Here is a 15897-nt window from a genome sequence, read left to right on the forward strand (position 1 = left end):
AGAGATATTTGGCTGGCTTAAGACGGTGGGCGGAATGAGAAAGAGCCGATTCATTGGTCAGGCGAAAACCCAGATGGCAGCCTTCATATCCGGCGCGGCCTACAACCTTCTCAGAATTGCGAAATTGAGCAATTCGAGAGCGGAAGCATGAAGCGGCTGCCGAAACAGCCCATCGGAGCGCCCTCCGATGTGCGATTCGGCACCTCGAATCGAATTGAAAAATCAAATCTCGCCCTGAAGTCGCCATGAAAATTACGCTGGGGTCCTTTGCCGGTGCGGAGTCCGGCACTTTTGCATCACCCTGCTAACGACGCTGTAGAAAAACCCGTTTCCGGGCCGAATCGGGACGGCCGGCCCTCGCCGGCTGAATCAGACATCTCATCTTCAGCGTCTCCGTCTTCGCATCATCAGATCCCCTCTCGTGGCTTTACCGGGCCGTTTTGTTCGGTCATTCCGTCTGGGTTCCGTCAATCTATCCCGCATACCCGTGACGCGCCAGCTTTTCGATGTTGTGCACCATGCACAGGCCGAGGGTCAGGTCGCTTATTGTTACCGACGGCTGCTCTCTGAAGGCCCCCTTTCCGATCAGTTTTCGGTCTTTCGGTCGCACCCGCCCGAATGGCCCCTCCGGCCGAGCAGCCACGCCCTCGATCGGACAATGCTTTCGATTCGGCACTTCGTGGGGCGATTCAAGGTTTGATCTCGAAACCGTACCCACGACGAGTCGATCGCCATTGATCGACAGCACCGAGCCGCAAACAAAAACCGGCCCGAAGGCCGGCTTTGCAGTTGCGCGCAGGGGGATCAGCTGCTGAAGCCGATGGTCGTCGGTTTGATCTTCGGCGTGATGAGCATGCCTTTTCTGGCGCGACGATGGCGCAGGCCTTCGAGTTGCGCTGGTTTGTAGCTGGCTTGGGTGGGTTTGCTGCCGCGGCCGATGCCGTCGATTAGCACCACCGCGTCGTTGGGCGGCACGGCGACGGCGGCGAGGCTTTCCTTGTCGTCGAGGCCCATCACGATCACGCCACGGCCACCCGCCTGGGTCTTGAGTTCCGGGCGTGGGAACACCAGGATGCGGCCGTTCTCCGAGGCCGCAATCACCCAGTCGCCGTGCACCTTGTTGGGCGCCAGCACTTTCTCGCCCTTTTCCAGTGTCATGAAGGCTTTGCCGGCCTTCTGGCGGCTGGTGGCGTCGCCGATGTTGCAGATGAAGCCGTAGCCGCCGGAGTTGGCGAACACGTAGCTGGCCTCGGGCGTGTCGCTGACCACCTGGGCGAGCTTGGCGCCGTCCTGGAAGCCGGCGAAGGTGGCAATCGGGGCGCCGTCGCCGCGGCCGCCGGGCAGGTCCGACACCCGTACGGTGTAGGCCCGGCCATTGGTGTCGATGACGATCAGCGGCCATATGGTGCGTGTCTCGATGACCGCAAAGCCGAAGTCACCGGTCTTGTAGCTGATGGCGGCGGTGTCGACGCCGTGGCCCTGGCGGGCGCGCACCCAGCCGTTGCGCGAGACGATCACGGTCACCGGCTCGTCGGGCACGCTGATCTCGGCTGGCGCCACCGAGGCGACGCTCTCGATCAGGGTGCGGCGGTCGTCGCCGTACTTCTTGGCGTCGTCCTGGATTTCCTTGAGGATCAGGCGGGTCATCGCCGCACGGCTGTCGAGCAAGTGCTGCAGGCCGCTGCGCTCTTCGCGCAGATCGTTGAGCTCCTTCTCGATGCGGATGCCTTCGAGGCGGGCCAGCTGGCGCAGGCGGATCTCGAGGATGTCTTCGGCCTGCATGTCGCTGAGGCCGAAGGCCGCGATCAGCGCCGGCTTGGGCTCGTCCGATTCGCGGATCACGCGGATCACTTCCTCGATGTTGAGGAAGGCGATCATGCGTCCTTCGAGGATGTGGATGCGGCGGTCGACTTCGGCGAGGCGGTGGCGGGTGCGACGCTCGACGGTGACGTAGCGGAAGTCGATCCATTCGCGCAGGATCTGCACCAGGTTCTTCTGCTGCGGCCGGCCGTCGCGGCCGATCATGGTCAGGTTGACCGAGGTCGAGGTTTCGAGGCTGGTGTGGGCGAGCAGCACCGCCATGAATTCGTCGCGGCTCTGGCGGCTGGAGCGCGGCTCCAGCACGATGCGCACCGGGGCCTGGTCGGACGATTCGTCGCGCACCGTCTCGACCGCGCCGAGCACCAGCTGCTTGAGGTTCTTCTGTTCCTGGCTGACGTCCTTCTTGCCGGCACGCGGCTGCGGGTTGGTGAGGGTCTCGATCTCGGCGAGCACCTGCGCCGCCGAGACGCCATGCGGCAGCTGCTCGATGATCACCCGCCACTGGCCGCGCGCCATCTCCTCGATGCGCCAGCGGGCACGCAGCCGCAGGCTGCCGCGGCCGCTTGTGTAGGCGTCGCGGATCGCCTCCGGGCTGGAGATGAGCTGGCCGCCGCCGGGAAAATCCGGGCCGGGCATGATCGCCAGCACATCGGCCAGCGTGGCGTCCGGGTGGCGGATGAGGTGGCAGGTGGCCTCGGCCACCTCGCGCAGGTTGTGCGGCGGAATCTCGGTGGCCATACCCACGGCGATGCCCGAGGCGCCGTTCATGAGTACGAAGGGCAGCCGCGCCGGCAGCAGTTGCGGCTCTTCGAAGGCGCCGTCGTAGTTGGGCAGGAAGTCGACCGTGCCACGGTCGATTTCCGACAGCAGCAATTCTGCGATCGGGGTGAGCCGGCATTCGGTGTAGCGCATCGCCGCGGCGGAGTCGCCGTCGCGCGAGCCGAAGTTGCCCTGGCCGTCGACCAGCGGGTAGCGCAGCGAGAAGTCCTGGGCCACCCGCACCATCGCGTCGTAAACCGACGAGTCGCCGTGCGGGTGGTACTTGCCGATCACGTCGCCGACCACGCGCGCCGACTTCACGTGCTTGGAGGTCGACGACAGGCGCATCTCGTTCATCGCGTAGAGGATGCGCCGCTGCACCGGCTTCATGCCGTCCTCAACCTGCGGCAGGGCGCGCGACTTGACCACGCTCATCGCGTAGGCGAGATAGGCGCGCTCGGCGTAGCGATCCAGCGGCAGCGCGTCGTCGCCAAGCTCGCCCCCCTCGTTGTCGGGGGGGGCGGGGGGCGCCGGTGGGGCGCCGTCCTGCTCGGGCGGCGGCGCTGCCGGCAGGGTATCGGGGTCAGTGTCTGCGGGGGGCGTCGGCGTGGTGCCGAACATGTCGAGGGTGTCGTTGCTCATCTGTTGCCTGGCTAAGCGGATTCGGGCGGCCTGGCGCTGGCGCGCGCAGCGGCCCCGGAACGTCGATCAGCGCCGCATTGTACGACGACACCCCGGGCGCTGCGCGTTACAGGGTGATGACCTTGTCCACCAACTGCTGCCATTCGAGGATCTGCAGCATGGTGCCGCGCCAGCGCGAATCGGTGGCATCGATGAGTTCGTAGTGTTCCAGGCAGGAACGGCAGACGACGATCTCGACCTTTGCTTCGACGAGCCCCTGCAGACTGTCGAGGCACGGTGAGCCGTCGCAGGCGAGCTTGACCCCCGCGCCGTAGAAAAGCAGGACGCGCGGATGGAAATTGCCTTCGAGCAGGGTTGCGAAATACTTGGCGGCGAGCATGTGGCGGAGGGCTTCGTCGCCGTGGCCGAGGCCGTCGTTGGAAATAAGGAGTGCGGTGTTGTGCATGTTGTGTCGCGAGCGGGATTGCTTCGCGGGCCTTGAGGTTGAGGTGAGTGAAGGGCGCGGCCCCGGGTGGTCGACCAGGGGTCGGGATGGCCATGGGGTCGGCTAATGGCGCGGATGGGGCCGTCGAGCGTCCGCGCGGGATGGATGTCGCCCGATGACGGTCACGCCGGGATGTCCGGTGCAAGCTGCCTGAGCCGTTCGACGGCGGGCATCGAGCGCGGGTGGACACGCCGCGCGTTCAGGAACGCGAGCGTCGCGGCTTCGGCGTCGTTGTAGCTCAGGAGCAGTTCGCCCAGCTGGCACAGCGCGCCGAAATGGCGCGGTTCGAGCCACAGCGTGCGGCAGATGGCTGCGGTGCATTCGTCGTCGCGACCGGCGAGGTAAAGCACCACCGAGAGCTTGTTCCATGCCTCGGCGTAGTCGGGACACTGGCGCAGCAGCCGTACCAGCCGGGTTTCGGCGATATCGAGACTGTTGCGAGCGATGTCGTCCACCGCCTTGTCGAGCACCCGTTCGGCCGCGGCATTGCGATGCGACATCCAGGTGTCCCAGATCAGGTCCTCGACCTCGTCCGCGTTGCTGGCCGGATGACGCAGCTTGGCGAACAGGATGTCCAGCACCGGCGGCATGGCCGCGGCGGGCCGCCGGTAGGGCAGCGTCGGCAAGAGGCGTAGAACCGTGTCGGCATTGTCGATCATGCTTTTGTCCTCCTCTGTCACTGGGGTTGCGCGCAACCCCGAAGGGCGAGGCTGTGTGCTCGCAAAACCTGCTGCCAGTGCCCCGGGTCAATCTTCCCGGAGCGGTCGTGAGCCATGCGGTGCGACGGGAGCCTGTGTTCCGCGGAACAGGTTCTCCAGTTGCCTTGTTGCGTGCTGCAGTGCGGCATTTGCCGCTCGTGCGATACCGGACAGAAAACCCGAAACTGCCGCGTCGTGTTGACCGCGTGCGCACAGTATGTGTGCCATCAAGTCGGAATGCCTGTGATCCATGACATGCTCCCTGTGGGGTCGCAGCAAACGGCCTTCGCAGCCTTGTGGGCGCGTCGGCAGTCGAAATATAAAACGAATGTTGCATTGCAGCAATCGTTTTCTTTCTCTGGGGCCACTTCCGTGAATTCCGTTCGCCTTCGGGAGCGTTCCGCCTTGCATGAGAGGCGAATCCTGCTATGACGAAATGAGGTTTCAGTATTACCCAATGGTTGGGTTTGCGGAGTGGGCAGCGGTGGCCGGAGCGCGGGGGACAGTGTCGTGGTGTCGTGGCCTTGGTTTGGTCGGGCTGCTCGCGCTCGTCCTGTGGGCGCCGTCCTCACCCGCGCTGGAGCTGGTCGAGACGCCGCAGGTGATCGGTGTGAGCATGCGGAGCCTGGCCGCACGCGGCGACGAGGCCTTCGCCCGGCAATGGCAGGCGGCCCGCCTGCGTGGCGAGACGGGATGCCGGCGGCACTGCGCGATGATCGGCCGGGCGGTCGCTGCGGTGCTTGCGGCAGCGCGTGGGCAGAGTGACTTTGCGCGAGGCGTGGACTGGCGCGTTGCCGTGTCGGCCAGCGGCAGTGCCGAGGCGTATGCCTATCCGGGCGGCCAGATCGTGGTTTCGGAAGGGCTCATCGACAGCCTCTCGCTGAGCGAGGCACAGCTGGCCTTCGTGCTGGCGCACGAGGTGGCACATGTGCTGCTCCAGCACGAGCGGCAGACCCTGGCGCTGGCCGATGCGATGATCCTGCCGCGCGGCGTGTCGCGCAGCATCGACGACCTCTATTTCCAGATGGGCTTCGATTTCGGCATCCTGCTGAAGCTCGAGCCGCTGCTCAAGCGTACCGAGCTGGAGGCCGATGCTGCCGCATTGGTGCTCGGCGCACTGGCCGGCTACAGGCCGAACGACATGGCCGGTTTCGTGCGCAAGCTGGCCGCTTCGGAGGGGGCGACGCAGGCGCTTGTGGCGACCCATCCGGCGGGCCCGGAACGGCTGCGCGCGCTGGAGCAGGCACTGCCGCTGGCGCGCGGGGTCTGGCGCCGCTATGGCATGCCGCAATTGCGAGCGGGCAGGGCACACCAACACGATTGAGCAGGTACGCGGCGGCGCGGCGCCGACCGCCGCCTGGGGTAATGAGTCAGATGTCTGCCTCGACGGTGTCGCCCTTGTCTTCCATCCAGGCCCGGCGGCCGGAGGCCTCGCCCTTGCCCATCAGCAGGGTGAACATGCGCAGCGTGGCCGCCACCGCGCCGGGGCGCACGTGCACCGGCAGTACGCGGCGGGTGGCCGGGTCCATGGTGGTTTCGCGCAGCTGGTCAGGGTTCATCTCGCCGAGGCCCTTGAAGCGACCGATCTCGATCGCCTCGGGTTTGAAACCCTCCTGTGCGACGCGGTCGCGGATCGCCGCGAGCTCGCCCTCGTCGAGCGCATAGAGCCGCCGCGCCGGGCGCTTCTTGCCCTGGGCAGGCACATCCACCCGGTACAGCGGCGGCTGCGCCACGTAGATGTGACCGCGCTCGATGAGCTTCGGAAAGTGCCGGAAGAACAGGGTCAGCAGCAGGGTCTGGATGTGGGCGCCGTCCACGTCCGCGTCCGACATGATCACCACCTTGCCGTAGCGCAGTCCGGAAAGGTCCGGTTCGCTGTCGGCGCTGTGCGCATCGACGCCCAGCGCCACCGCGATGTCGTGGATCTCGTTGTTGGCGAGCAAGCGGTCGGGGTCGACTTCCCACGCGTTCTGCACCTTGCCGCGCAGCGGCAGGATGGCCTGGGTTTCCTTGTTGCGCGCCATCTTCGCTGAGCCGCCAGCAGAGTCGCCCTCGACCAGAAAGATCTCGTTGGCGCTGATGTCCTCGGATTCGCAGTCGGAGAGCTTGCCGGGCAGCACCGCCACACCTGAGGTCTTTTTCTTCTCGACCTTCTGGGCGTTCTTCTGCCGCGCGGTGGCGGCCTTGATGGCCAGCTCGGCGATCGCCTTGCCGGCGTCGACATGGTTGTTCAGCCAGATCTCGAAGGGGTCGCGCAGCATGCCCGAGACCAGCTTGACCGCCTCGCGCGAGTTGAGCTTTTCCTTCACCTGGCCCTGGAACTGCGGGTCGAGCAGGCGCGCCGAGAGCACGAAGCTCATGCGCCCGCAGACGTCTTCCTGCTGCAGTTTGATGCCGCGCGGGGTCAGCGCGTGGTGTTCGACGAAGGCCTTCATCGCCTCGAACACGCCGGCTCGCAGGCCGGATTCATGCGTGCCGCCGGCCACCGTGGGGATCAGGTTCACGTAGGATTCGCAGGGGACCGGGTGCTCGAACCAGCCCAGCACCCAGGCCGCGCCCTCGCCGTTGGCAAAGCTCGCGTCTTCGGCGCCGGCGTATTTCTCGGCGCTGAACAGCGGCGCCACCGGCTCCTGGTCGCCGGCCTGTTCGCGCAGGTAGCCCGACAGACCCTCGGGATAGCTCCAGGTCTTGGTGAGCACGCCGCCGCCAGCCTGTTCGATGTCGAGGCGCACATTCACCCCGGCCAGCAGCACCGCCTTGGAGCGCAGCAGGCGCTCGATCTCGGCCTGCGGCACCTTTGGGTTCTCGAAGTACTTGCCGTCCGGCCACACCCGCACCCGGGTGCCGCTCTGGCGACCGCACTCGCCGACCACGCTGATCTCGCCGATGGTCTCGCCGCCGTCGGCGAAATCGATGCGGTGGATCTTGCCTTCGCGCTTGACCTCGACCTCGATGCGGGTGGACAGCGCGTTGGTCACCGCCACGCCGACGCCGTGCAGACCGCCCGAGAAGGCATAAGCGCTGTTGCCTTCCTTCTTGTCGAACTTGCCGCCGGCGTGCAGGCGGGTGTAGGCCAGCACCACCACCGGTACCTTCTCCACCGGATGCAGCCCCACCGGAATGCCGCGGCCGTCGTCGGCGACGGTCACCGAGCCGTCGCCGTGCAGGGTCACGTGGATCTTTTTCGCGAAGCCGCCGAGGGCCTCGTCGGCGGCGTTGTCGATGACTTCCTGGATGACGTGGGCAGGCGAGTCGGTGCGGGTGTACATGCCCGGGCGCTCGCGCACCGGTTCGAGTCCCTTGAGGACGCGGAAGGATGATTCGTCGTAGTTCTTGTCGCTGGCCATGATGCTTCCGTTTGCTGCCCGGCGCGCTGCGCCGGCGAGATTGCGATTGGCGGCAAGGATAGCGGCTTTGGGCGGGCCGTGCCGAGCGGATGTGGCGGCCGGACGGGCAGGGCGGATAAGCTGTCGGTCCTGCCGCGAGGACATCCGTCGGGTTTCCGCAGCCGGCGCGAGGGAGGCCACGCCATGATCATCGACATCAGCCCCACCATCCATCCGGGCCTTCCGGTCTGGCCCGGCGATGCGCCGGTGGTGTTCGAGCGCACTGCCACGATCGGCCCCGACAGCCCGGCCAATGTCTCGAAGATCAGCATGTCGTCCCACACCGGCGCGCATGCCGACGCGCCCTTTCATTTCGATCCTGGGGGCATGGCGATCGATGAGGTGCCGCTCGAGACTTACCTGGGCCCGTGCAGGGTCATCCACGTGATCGGCACGCGCGGCGCCATCCAGCCGGAGCAGATCGCGGCACGGCTCGACGACTGTCCGCCAAGAGTGTTGCTGCGCACCTGCGCAGTCGCGCCGCGCGACCGCTGGGACAGCGATTTCTGCACCGTCGCGCCGGCCACCGTCGATCTGCTCGCCGCGCATGGCGTGAAGCTGATCGGTATCGACACGCCCTCGCTCGACGCCGAGAGCGCTGCTGTCATGCATGCCCACCTCGCGGTGTGCCGTCATCGCATGGTGATCCTCGAGGGGCTGGTACTCAACGCAGCGGAAGAGCGTGATTACGAGCTGATCGCGCTGCCGCTCAAGCTCGCCGGGCTGGACGCCTCGCCGCTGCGCGCGGTGCTGCGCTCGCTTGGCGGCGCTTGATCGGGCGGTGCCTCAGGCGAGTTCGCGTCCGAGCTGCGCCAGATAGGCTCGCATGAAGGCCACCCGCTGTTCCGCCTCGGCGCGGGCACCGGCGGTGTGCAGGGTCTGTGCGACGCGGAACAGCTTGCGGAAGAAATGATCGACACAGAACGCCTGGTCGTCCGGCTCGCGTGTTTCGCAGAAAGGATCGTCGGGCGAGTAGAGCGGGCGTTGCAGCGTGCAGCCGACAAGCAGACAGCGGGATACGCCGATCGCGCCGAGGCCGTCGATGCGGTCGGCATCCTGCACCACCTGCGCTTCGAGCGTGCGGGCCGGGATGCCGGCGCTGAAACTGTGAGCCTCGATCGCATGGCCGATGGCCGGCAGCAGCGCCTCGCTGTAACCGATCCCGCGCAGGAAGCGGCAGGCCTCGTCGGCGGCGAGCCGTGAGCCGAGGTGACGGTCGGGGTGGTTCTTGGGCAGGCTCACACAGTCGTGCAGCCAAGCGGCCGGGATCACCACCGCAAGGTCGGCGCCCTCGGCGATGGCGAAGCGCCGGGCGTTCTCGACCACTCTGCGCACATGCTGAAGGTCGTGAGCGGGGTCGGGCGGCAGGCGGCCGGCGATGTATTCGGCAAAGCGTGGCTCAAGCTGGTTCAAGGCTGCGTCCGGGTGAAATGGGGACGCCATCTTGAGCCATCGCGGGTCGATCGGGAAGTCCGGCGCCGGTCGCCCGGTCGCCGGGCCGGCAAGGCCCTATTTGACTTCGACGGTGATCGTGGAACTCAAATCGGGTCCGTAGGACTGATGTGCCCCATCGGCAAACTGCAGGGTGAGGGTGTGCTTGCCCGGGGTGAGCTTGAGCATGGTCTCGGTCTGCCCCTTGCCGAAGTGCAGGTGGGTGGCGTCGGCGGGGACCACCGTGCCCTTGGGCGCGGGCTGGCCGTCGATGATCAGGTGATGGTGACCGGTGCCGTCCACCAGCTGACCGGCGGGGGCGACCTTCATGCCCTCGACCGCCATGACGACCTTGAACTCGGGCGGTACGGTCGCGCCGTCCTTGGGTTCGACGAACATGACGCTGCCGGCGGCAAGGGCCTGGCCGACAAGCAAAGCGCTGGTGAAGAGGCCGGTCAGGATCTGTCTGGGGATGTTCATGGTTTTTCCTTGTGGTTGTCTCGGTTGCGATCGCCGCTGCGCGGGGGCGGGCCTTTCAGATTAGGCGCGAAGGCGCTTCGATGCCAGCGGTATCGAGACCTTTCGTGGTGTCGCCCCGGGGCGGTCGTTTCCTCCGGTCCCCTGCGGGTATATGAAAAACCGACATATTCATATGGGCGACGCATCGTCGGCAGGCGTTCTAGTATCGGCGCCATGCCGTGCCTCGATCGAAGGCGAAAAACACGGATCGGCCCGGCAACGAACAACAATGGAGCGCTGCGATGCTGGATGTGGTGGGTGTGGGATCTGTCGTGATTGCCTGTCTTGTGCTGTCGTCGTTTGCCGGCAAGCGCAAGAAGCAGAGCGGGCTCGCGCTTGCCGAAGGTGACCCCGGCAAGGTTTCGCGGCTCTACCTGCGGAAGGCCTCCGATGTTGAGGCGTACTGGCTTCATGTGCAGATGACCAACGGCCGCAAGTATTGCATCGCCGCGCCGTGGGACGTGGAGGCGACGCTTTCACGGCTCGGCCGGGTCGGCCTGGCGCTGTCGACGCACGATCGGGCGCTGCTCGAGGCTTCGGCGAAGCACTGAGCGCGCGTGCGCTCAATCCAGGGTGCGGCGGAAGGTCTTGATGCCGAGCGCCAGCACCGTGAGCATGAACAGGGCGATCGGCCAGATATGTCCCCATAGAAGCTCGACGCCATTGCCCTTCAGCAGGATGCCCCTGACCAATACCAGAAAATGCGTGAGCGGCAGCACGTTGCCGATGACCTGCGCCCATTCGGGCATGCCGCGAAACGGAAACATGAAGCCCGACAGCAGCATCGACGGCAGAAAGAAGAAGAAGGTCATCTGCATCGCCTGCAGCTGATTCTTCGCGATCGAGCTGAAGGTGATGCCGAGCGTGAGATTGGCGAGGATGAACAGCAGCACTACCGCGAACAGCAGGGGCAGGCTGCCGTACATCGGCACATCGAAGATCTGTCGCGCCGCGGCCAGCACCAGGACCACCTGGATCAGGCCGATGAGGACGTAGGGCACGATCTTGCCGGTCATGACTTCGAGTGGCGTGGCCGGCGTGGCGAGCAGGTTCTCGAAGGTGCCGCGTTCGCGCTCGCGGGTCATCGCCAGCCCGGTCATGAGGATCATGGTCATCGTCAGGATCACGCCGAGCAGGCCGGGTACGACGTTGTAGGAGGTGATGCCTTCGGGGTTGTAGCGGCGCTGGATGCGCAGGTCGATCGACTTGGCGGGCGTGGCGCGCGCTCCCGGCAGCTCGGGCGCGAACACTTCGCTGCCGAGCTGGTTGAGTACCGAGATCGCGCCGCCGGTCGCCATCGGGTCGGTTGCGTCGGCCTCCACCAGCAGGGTCGGCGCGGTGCCGCGGACCAGGTCGCGGTTGAAACCGGGGGGAAAGGTCACCACGAACTGCACCTCGCCGCTGTCGAGCAGGGTGTTGGCCTCGCGTGCATCCACCGTGCCGATGATGCGGAAGTACTCGCTGTTCTTCATTGCGGCCACGTAGGCGCGTGCGAAGGGGCCGGGGTCGGCCATCACCACCGCGGTCGGCATGTGTCGCGGGTCGGAGTTGATGGCAAAGCCGAACAGCAGCAGCTGCATGATCGGCAGCATCACGATCATGCCGAAGGTCAGCCGGTCGCGGCGCAGCTGGATGAATTCCTTGATCAGGATGCCGAGCCAGCGGGAAAAGGAAAAGCCGTTCATGGCGCCGCCTCGAACTGGTCGCGGCTGCCCTGCATGAGGTTGATGAAGGCATCCTCCAGCGAGGTGTCGACGCGCCGCATCTTCAGCGCGCCGTCGGCGACCTGCGCGGCGAGGCCACGTTCGAGCAGTGGGCCGTCGCGGCCGCTGACATGCAGGGCGCTGCCGAAGCTCGCCACGAGTTCGCTGCCAGGCAGCTTGCGCAGTGCCTCGGCCATGCCCGGGGCGATGTCGCCGCTGATCTCGAAGGTGACGAGGTGCTGGCTGCGCACCACCTCTTCGCCGCTGCCCGAGGCCAGCAACTCGCCGTAGGCGATGTAGCCGAGGCGATGGCATCGTTCGGCCTCGTCCATGTAATGCGTCGATACCAGCACCGTGATGCCTGCGTTGGAAAGCCGGTGGATCTCCTCCCAGAAATCGCGCCGCGCCTTGGGGTCGACCCCGGCCGTCGGTTCGTCGAGCAGCAGCAGCTTCGGCTCGTGGAGCAGGCAGGAAGCCAGCGCGAGACGCTGCTTCCAGCCGCCCGACAGGGTGCCGGCGAGCTGCTTGCGACGGGTGGAGAGGCCGAGATCCTCGAGCGCGCGGTCGACTGCCTCGCGACGGCGCGGCATGCCGAACATGCGTGCCACGAAATCGAGGTTTTCGGCGATCGTGAGGTCTTCCCACAGGGAGAAGCGCTGGGTCATGTAGCCGACCTTGCGCTTGATGCCTGCGCTTTCGGTGATCACGTCCATGCCGAGGCAGGTGCCGCTGCCGCTGTCCGGCGTGAGCAGGCCGCAAAGCATGCGGATCGAGGTGGTCTTGCCGCTGCCGTTGGGGCCGAGGAAGCCGAAAATCTCGCCCTGGCTCACCTGCAGCGAGAGATCCTTGACCACATGCTTGTCGCCGAAGTGCTTGTTGAGCCCGGTGACGTCGATGATCGGGGCGGTGCCGTCCATGTCATTCGCCCGCCAGCGTGACGTCGACCGGCAGGCCGGGGCGCAGGCGCGGCGCGTCGGCGGGAGAGGGCGCCGCCTCGACCCTGAAAACGAGTTTCTCGCGACTGCCCTTGCTGTAGATCACCGGCGGGGTGTACTCCGCCTGCGGCGCGATGAAGTCCACCGTGGCGCGGATCGGCGTCGTGCAGCCGTCGCAATGCGCTTCGACCGCCTGACCCGGGTGGATTTTCGCCAGCGTGCTTTCGGGCACGAAGAAGCGCAGCCTGCGCCGCGCGTCGGGCAGAAGGCTGGCCACTGGACTGCCCGCAGGCACCCACTCGCCCGGGCGATAGTAGGTGTCGCTCACCTCGCCCGCCGCCGGCGCGCTCACCGCCTTGCGGTCCACCGCCCAGCGTTTCTGGGCCACCACTGCCTCGGCAGCGCGCACCTGCGCCTCGGCGCCAAGCACCTCGGCCTCGCGGCCGAGCGAGGCGCGATAGCTGGCGAGGTGCTGGCGCGCGGCATCCACCTGTGCCCTTGCCGCATCGCGGGCGCTGCGTGCTTCGTCAAGCGCATTGGCCGAAACGAAGTTGCGCCTGGCAAGCGCCTGCTGGCGGGTAAGTGCGGCGTCGGCGAGCGCGAGACTGGCCTGGGCGGCGCGGAATTCGGCTTCGAGCGCGGCGATTTCCGGTGTGCGACGGGGCAACTTGAGGTTCTCCGCGCTCTGGCGCGCGGCTTCGGCCTGCGACTGCGCCTGGCTGAGCGCTTCCGCGTCGGGGTCGCCGGCAATCGCGAACAGCGGCTGCCCGACCTGCACCCGGCTGCCGCGTTCGGCATCAAGCGTGTTCAGGTAGCCTGCCTGCGGTGCGGCAAGGTAGAGGTATTCCCCCTCGATGTAGCCCTGATAGCCGATCTGGGCCTCTTCGTTGCAGGCAGTGAGGGAAATGAGCGCCGCGATGATCGCGAGCGTACCGGCTTGTCGTTTCATCGATCCTTGCTCCCGCCGTCCGGATGCGGCAGCAGTGCGAGCAACTGCGCCAGGCCGGCCTTGAGTTCTTGTTCCGACTGCGGACTCTGTCGTCCGAGGTTGAGGGCCGCCAGTCCGACCACGGCGGCATGGAAGACCATCACGTGCTCGCTGTCCAGCGCGTATCCGAGCCGCGTCAGGAGTTTGCCGATGCTCTGCCGGATATGCGTCACGAGGCGGGCAACCGCATCGCGCAGAGCTGGCTCCTGGTCCGCTGCGGCAAGCAGGCCAAGCAGCATGCGGACCCGTGGCAGGTAGGCCATCGCCGCACTCATCGCTTCGAGTGGGTCGGCTCCCGCGCTTTCCAGCGGCCGCGCCAGCGCCTGGTCCACCGAATGTTCGGCGATCGCCAGCAGCAGGTCGTTACGGGTGGGGAAGTAGTAGGTAAGGTGGCTCTGGCTGACGCCCGCGGCCTTGGCCACGCGTGGTTGGGTGAGCGCTGCGAGACCTTGCTCGTGCAGAAGGGCGAGGCCGGATTCCAGCAGGCGGTGCTTGACGCTCATCGGAAAGGATATGTGTGCGATGTTGAAGGATTTGGTAAATATACCAAATCGTGCCGGGTGGTGCCATCTCGATGATTCCTGCGTCGCGCGGGCCGCTCGAAGGTTTGCTGCCACGTGCCATCGACGGAGCGTGCATGCGGCGATACCGCGGCAGGTGGGGTGGCGAGTGGCCCGGTAATGCGTCCTCGGCATGTATGATGAAAGCCTTGGTTCCGGGGCCGCGCCGGCAGGCTCCTCGGGGCGGGAGTCCGTGCCCGGACGAATGAACTCCGGCAAGATCCGGCGAATCAGTGGCACGGCGGGCAAACCTGCGAGGCTTGTCGACCGCGCCATACCTGGAGCGTATCCGCGGTCCGTTGAACGACATGACGACAAAAACTCTTCTCGAACATCGTGAGACTCCTGCGTGGCGGGCCCTCGCGGCTTACCATGCGCACTTCGGCGAGACGCACCTGCGCACGCTGTTCGGCGATGATCCGCAGCGTTTCGAGCGCTTCTCCGTGGGTGCAGCGGGCCTGACGCTCGACTATTCCAAGAACCGGATCGATGAGCACACTATGGCGCTGCTCTTCGAACTCGCGCGAGAGCGGGGTGTGGAAACCGCCCGCGACAAGATGTTTGCCGGTGCTTCGATCAACAACACTGAGGGCCGTGCGGCGTTGCATGTGGCGCTGCGTTCGCCGGTCGGAACGCATATCGAGATCGATGGGAACGACGTCATGCCGACGGTGCTCGCGATGCGCGAGCGAGTCGGCGAGTTCGTCGAGGCAGTGCGCAGTGGCCGTCGGACCGGCTACACGGGTGAGTGCTTCACGGACGTGGTCAATATAGGTATCGGCGGTTCGGATCTCGGACCCGCAATGGCTTGCGAGGCCTTGGCCGCCTATGGCCATGCGCGGCTGAACATGCATTTCGTCTCCAATGTCGATGGCGATCAGCTTGCCGCCGTCCTGAACCGGGTAGACCCCGCCCGGACGCTGTTCGTGATCGCCTCGAAAACCTTCACCACGATCGAAACGATGACCAACGCGGCCAGCGCCCGCACCTGGTTCCTCGCCAGCGGGGCATCCGAGAGCGATATTGCCCGTCATTTCGTGGCGGTATCGACCGATGTGGCCAAGGTGTCGGATTTCGGCATCGACGAGGCGAACACGTTCGCTTTCTGGGACTGGGTGGGTGGACGCTATTCGATGTGGTCGGCGGTAGGTCTGTCGATCGCGTTGTGGGTGGGGCGCGACCACTTCGAGGCGATGCTCGAAGGCGCACACGAGATGGATCGGCATTTTGCCGAGTCACCGATCGAGGTGAACATGCCGGTGATCCTCGCCATGCTTGGAATCTGGTACCGCAATTTCTTCGGTACGGCGAGCGTGTGCATCGCGCCCTACGCGCAGGCGCTTTCGCGAATGCCGGCCTATCTGCAACAACTCGAGATGGAGAGCAACGGCAAATCGGTCTCTCGTGACGGCGTGCCGGTCTCGGTGGCGACCTGTCCGGTGGTGTGGGGAGAGCCGGGCACCAACGGGCAGCACGCATTCTTCCAGTTGCTGCATCAGGGTACCGAGTTGATCCCGGTGGATTTCATCCTGCCGCTCAAGTCTGCCCACGATCTGCCCGGCCATCATCGTTTGCTGATCGCCAACTGCATTGCCCAGAGCAAGGCGCTGATGGTCGGAAAGACCGCCGAGGAGGTCAGAGCCGAACTCGTCGCCGCGGGAATGAGCGGTGCGGCGCTCGAAGCACTGGTGCCGCACAGGGTGTTCCCGGGCAACCGGCCGAGTAGCACGATCGTGCTGCCCGCGCTCACGCCCCGCACGCTGGGCGCACTGATAGCGCTCTACGAGCACAAGGTGTTCGTGCAGGGCGTCGTCTGGGGCATCAACAGTTTCGACCAGTGGGGCGTGGAACTTGGCAAGCGACTCGCGAGCCGTATCGGCGCGGAGCTCGCGGGCGGCCCGCCCTGTGGCGGGGACGCGTCGACGCGGGGCCTCATCGCGCTGGCTCGGGCCGCCGGGGAATGAGTCTCGT

14 protein-coding genes and 1 pseudogene are annotated in these 15897 nt (G+C 66.2%); 5 read left to right on the forward strand and 10 right to left on the reverse strand.

The genetic code is table 11. From position 1 onward, the window contains the following. Positions 1-151, forward strand: a pseudogene (locus tag GQB03_RS21105) (IS5/IS1182 family transposase); the annotation flags it as partial. A 653-nt stretch (positions 152-804) separates the two neighbouring features. On the opposite strand, the gene parC reads toward GQB03_RS21105, so the two are convergent. The 3 genes from parC to GQB03_RS21120 all read right to left on the reverse strand — a co-directional run bounded on the left by parC (position 805) and on the right by GQB03_RS21120 (position 4365). Continuing rightward, a complete protein-coding gene (parC, locus tag GQB03_RS21110) occupies positions 805-3222 on the reverse strand; it encodes a DNA topoisomerase IV subunit A (RefSeq protein WP_159693519.1) in 2418 nt (805 codons plus the stop codon). Positions 3223-3328: 106 nt separating this feature from the next. Then, entirely contained in the window at positions 3329-3667 is a 339-nt protein-coding gene (locus tag GQB03_RS21115) for a DsrE family protein (RefSeq protein WP_159693521.1), read from the reverse strand. A gap of 161 nt (positions 3668-3828) precedes the next feature. Beyond that, on the reverse strand, positions 3829-4365 hold the full coding sequence (locus GQB03_RS21120; RefSeq protein WP_159693523.1) for a hypothetical protein: 537 nt from the start codon (positions 4363-4365) through the stop codon (positions 3829-3831). Positions 4366-4813: 448 nt separating this feature from the next. On the opposite strand from GQB03_RS21120, the gene GQB03_RS21125 reads away from it, so the two are divergent. Beyond that, positions 4814-5728 (forward strand): M48 family metalloprotease, encoded by a 915-nt coding sequence (locus tag GQB03_RS21125; RefSeq protein WP_159693525.1) that lies wholly within the window; start codon positions 4814-4816, stop codon positions 5726-5728. 46 nt (positions 5729-5774) lie between these two features. On the opposite strand, the gene GQB03_RS21130 is transcribed toward GQB03_RS21125, so the two are convergent. Next, the gene (locus tag GQB03_RS21130) at positions 5775-7751 is read right to left on the reverse strand and encodes a DNA topoisomerase IV subunit B (protein WP_159693527.1); all 1977 of its coding nucleotides are present in this window, start codon (positions 7749-7751) and stop codon (positions 5775-5777) included. Positions 7752-7934: 183 nt separating this feature from the next. Between GQB03_RS21130 and kynB the strand changes: the two genes are divergently transcribed. Beyond that, complete coding sequence (kynB, locus tag GQB03_RS21135) at positions 7935-8564, forward strand: arylformamidase (protein ID WP_159693529.1); 630 nt, start codon at positions 7935-7937, stop codon at positions 8562-8564. 12 nt (positions 8565-8576) lie between these two features. On the opposite strand, the gene GQB03_RS21140 is transcribed toward kynB, so the two are convergent. Further along, the gene (locus tag GQB03_RS21140) at positions 8577-9203 is read right to left on the reverse strand and encodes an HD domain-containing protein (protein ID WP_200832356.1); all 627 of its coding nucleotides are present in this window, start codon (positions 9201-9203) and stop codon (positions 8577-8579) included. 96 nt (positions 9204-9299) lie between these two features. Then, entirely contained in the window at positions 9300-9701 is a 402-nt protein-coding gene (locus GQB03_RS21145) for a DUF4399 domain-containing protein (protein ID WP_159693533.1), read from the reverse strand. 281 nt (positions 9702-9982) lie between these two features. On the opposite strand from GQB03_RS21145, the gene GQB03_RS21150 reads away from it, so the two are divergent. Continuing rightward, positions 9983-10291 carry a hypothetical protein gene (locus GQB03_RS21150; RefSeq protein WP_159693535.1) on the forward strand — a complete coding sequence of 103 codons (309 nt, stop codon included), beginning with the start codon at positions 9983-9985 and terminating at the stop codon, positions 10289-10291. Between the two features lie 12 nt (positions 10292-10303). On the opposite strand, the gene GQB03_RS21155 is transcribed toward GQB03_RS21150, so the two are convergent. From GQB03_RS21155 to GQB03_RS21170, 4 genes are read right to left on the reverse strand one after another with little or no spacing between them, the layout of a single operon-like run. Further along, entirely contained in the window at positions 10304-11425 is a 1122-nt protein-coding gene (locus tag GQB03_RS21155; RefSeq protein ID WP_159693537.1) for an ABC transporter permease, read from the reverse strand. Continuing rightward, positions 11422-12360 (reverse strand): ABC transporter ATP-binding protein, encoded by a 939-nt coding sequence (locus GQB03_RS21160; protein WP_159693539.1) that lies wholly within the window; start codon positions 12358-12360, stop codon positions 11422-11424. The genes GQB03_RS21155 and GQB03_RS21160 overlap by 4 nt, the downstream gene beginning before the upstream one ends. A gap of 1 nt (position 12361) precedes the next feature. Continuing rightward, on the reverse strand, positions 12362-13327 hold the full coding sequence (locus GQB03_RS21165) for an HlyD family secretion protein (protein ID WP_159693541.1): 966 nt from the start codon (positions 13325-13327) through the stop codon (positions 12362-12364). After that, positions 13324-13869, reverse strand: coding sequence for a TetR/AcrR family transcriptional regulator (locus GQB03_RS21170; protein WP_159693543.1), 546 nt, complete (start codon positions 13867-13869; stop codon positions 13324-13326). The genes GQB03_RS21165 and GQB03_RS21170 overlap by 4 nt, the downstream gene beginning before the upstream one ends. Positions 13870-14234: 365 nt before the next feature. Between GQB03_RS21170 and pgi the strand changes: the two genes are divergently transcribed. Continuing rightward, positions 14235-15890 (forward strand): glucose-6-phosphate isomerase, encoded by a 1656-nt coding sequence (pgi, locus tag GQB03_RS21175; protein ID WP_159693545.1) that lies wholly within the window; start codon positions 14235-14237, stop codon positions 15888-15890. Positions 15891-15897 lie beyond the last annotated feature (7 nt).

The organism is Cognatazoarcus halotolerans, from assembly GCF_009800965.1.
Lineage (GTDB): Bacteria > Pseudomonadota > Gammaproteobacteria > Burkholderiales > Rhodocyclaceae > Cognatazoarcus > Cognatazoarcus halotolerans.

Excerpts from the sequence above, each read along its gene's own strand:
- parC (WP_159693519.1), bottom strand. The coding sequence starts at position 3,222 with ATGAGCAACGACACCCTCGACATGTTCGGCACCACGCCGACGCCCCCC.
- GQB03_RS21115 (WP_159693521.1), bottom strand. The coding sequence starts at position 3,667 with ATGCACAACACCGCACTCCTTATTTCCAACGACGGCCTCGGCCACGGC.
- GQB03_RS21120 (WP_159693523.1), bottom strand. The coding sequence starts at position 4,365 with ATGATCGACAATGCCGACACGGTTCTACGCCTCTTGCCGACGCTGCCC.
- GQB03_RS21125 (WP_159693525.1), top strand. The coding sequence starts at position 4,814 with ATGAGAGGCGAATCCTGCTATGACGAAATGAGGTTTCAGTATTACCCA.
- GQB03_RS21130 (WP_159693527.1), bottom strand. The coding sequence starts at position 7,751 with ATGGCCAGCGACAAGAACTACGACGAATCATCCTTCCGCGTCCTCAAG.
- kynB (WP_159693529.1), top strand. The coding sequence starts at position 7,935 with ATGATCATCGACATCAGCCCCACCATCCATCCGGGCCTTCCGGTCTGG.
- GQB03_RS21145 (WP_159693533.1), bottom strand. The coding sequence starts at position 9,701 with ATGAACATCCCCAGACAGATCCTGACCGGCCTCTTCACCAGCGCTTTG.
- GQB03_RS21150 (WP_159693535.1), top strand. The coding sequence starts at position 9,983 with ATGCTGGATGTGGTGGGTGTGGGATCTGTCGTGATTGCCTGTCTTGTG.
- GQB03_RS21155 (WP_159693537.1), bottom strand. The coding sequence starts at position 11,425 with ATGAACGGCTTTTCCTTTTCCCGCTGGCTCGGCATCCTGATCAAGGAA.
- GQB03_RS21160 (WP_159693539.1), bottom strand. The coding sequence starts at position 12,360 with ATGGACGGCACCGCCCCGATCATCGACGTCACCGGGCTCAACAAGCAC.
- GQB03_RS21165 (WP_159693541.1), bottom strand. The coding sequence starts at position 13,327 with ATGAAACGACAAGCCGGTACGCTCGCGATCATCGCGGCGCTCATTTCC.
- GQB03_RS21170 (WP_159693543.1), bottom strand. The coding sequence starts at position 13,869 with ATGAGCGTCAAGCACCGCCTGCTGGAATCCGGCCTCGCCCTTCTGCAC.
- pgi (WP_159693545.1), top strand. The coding sequence starts at position 14,235 with ATGACGACAAAAACTCTTCTCGAACATCGTGAGACTCCTGCGTGGCGG.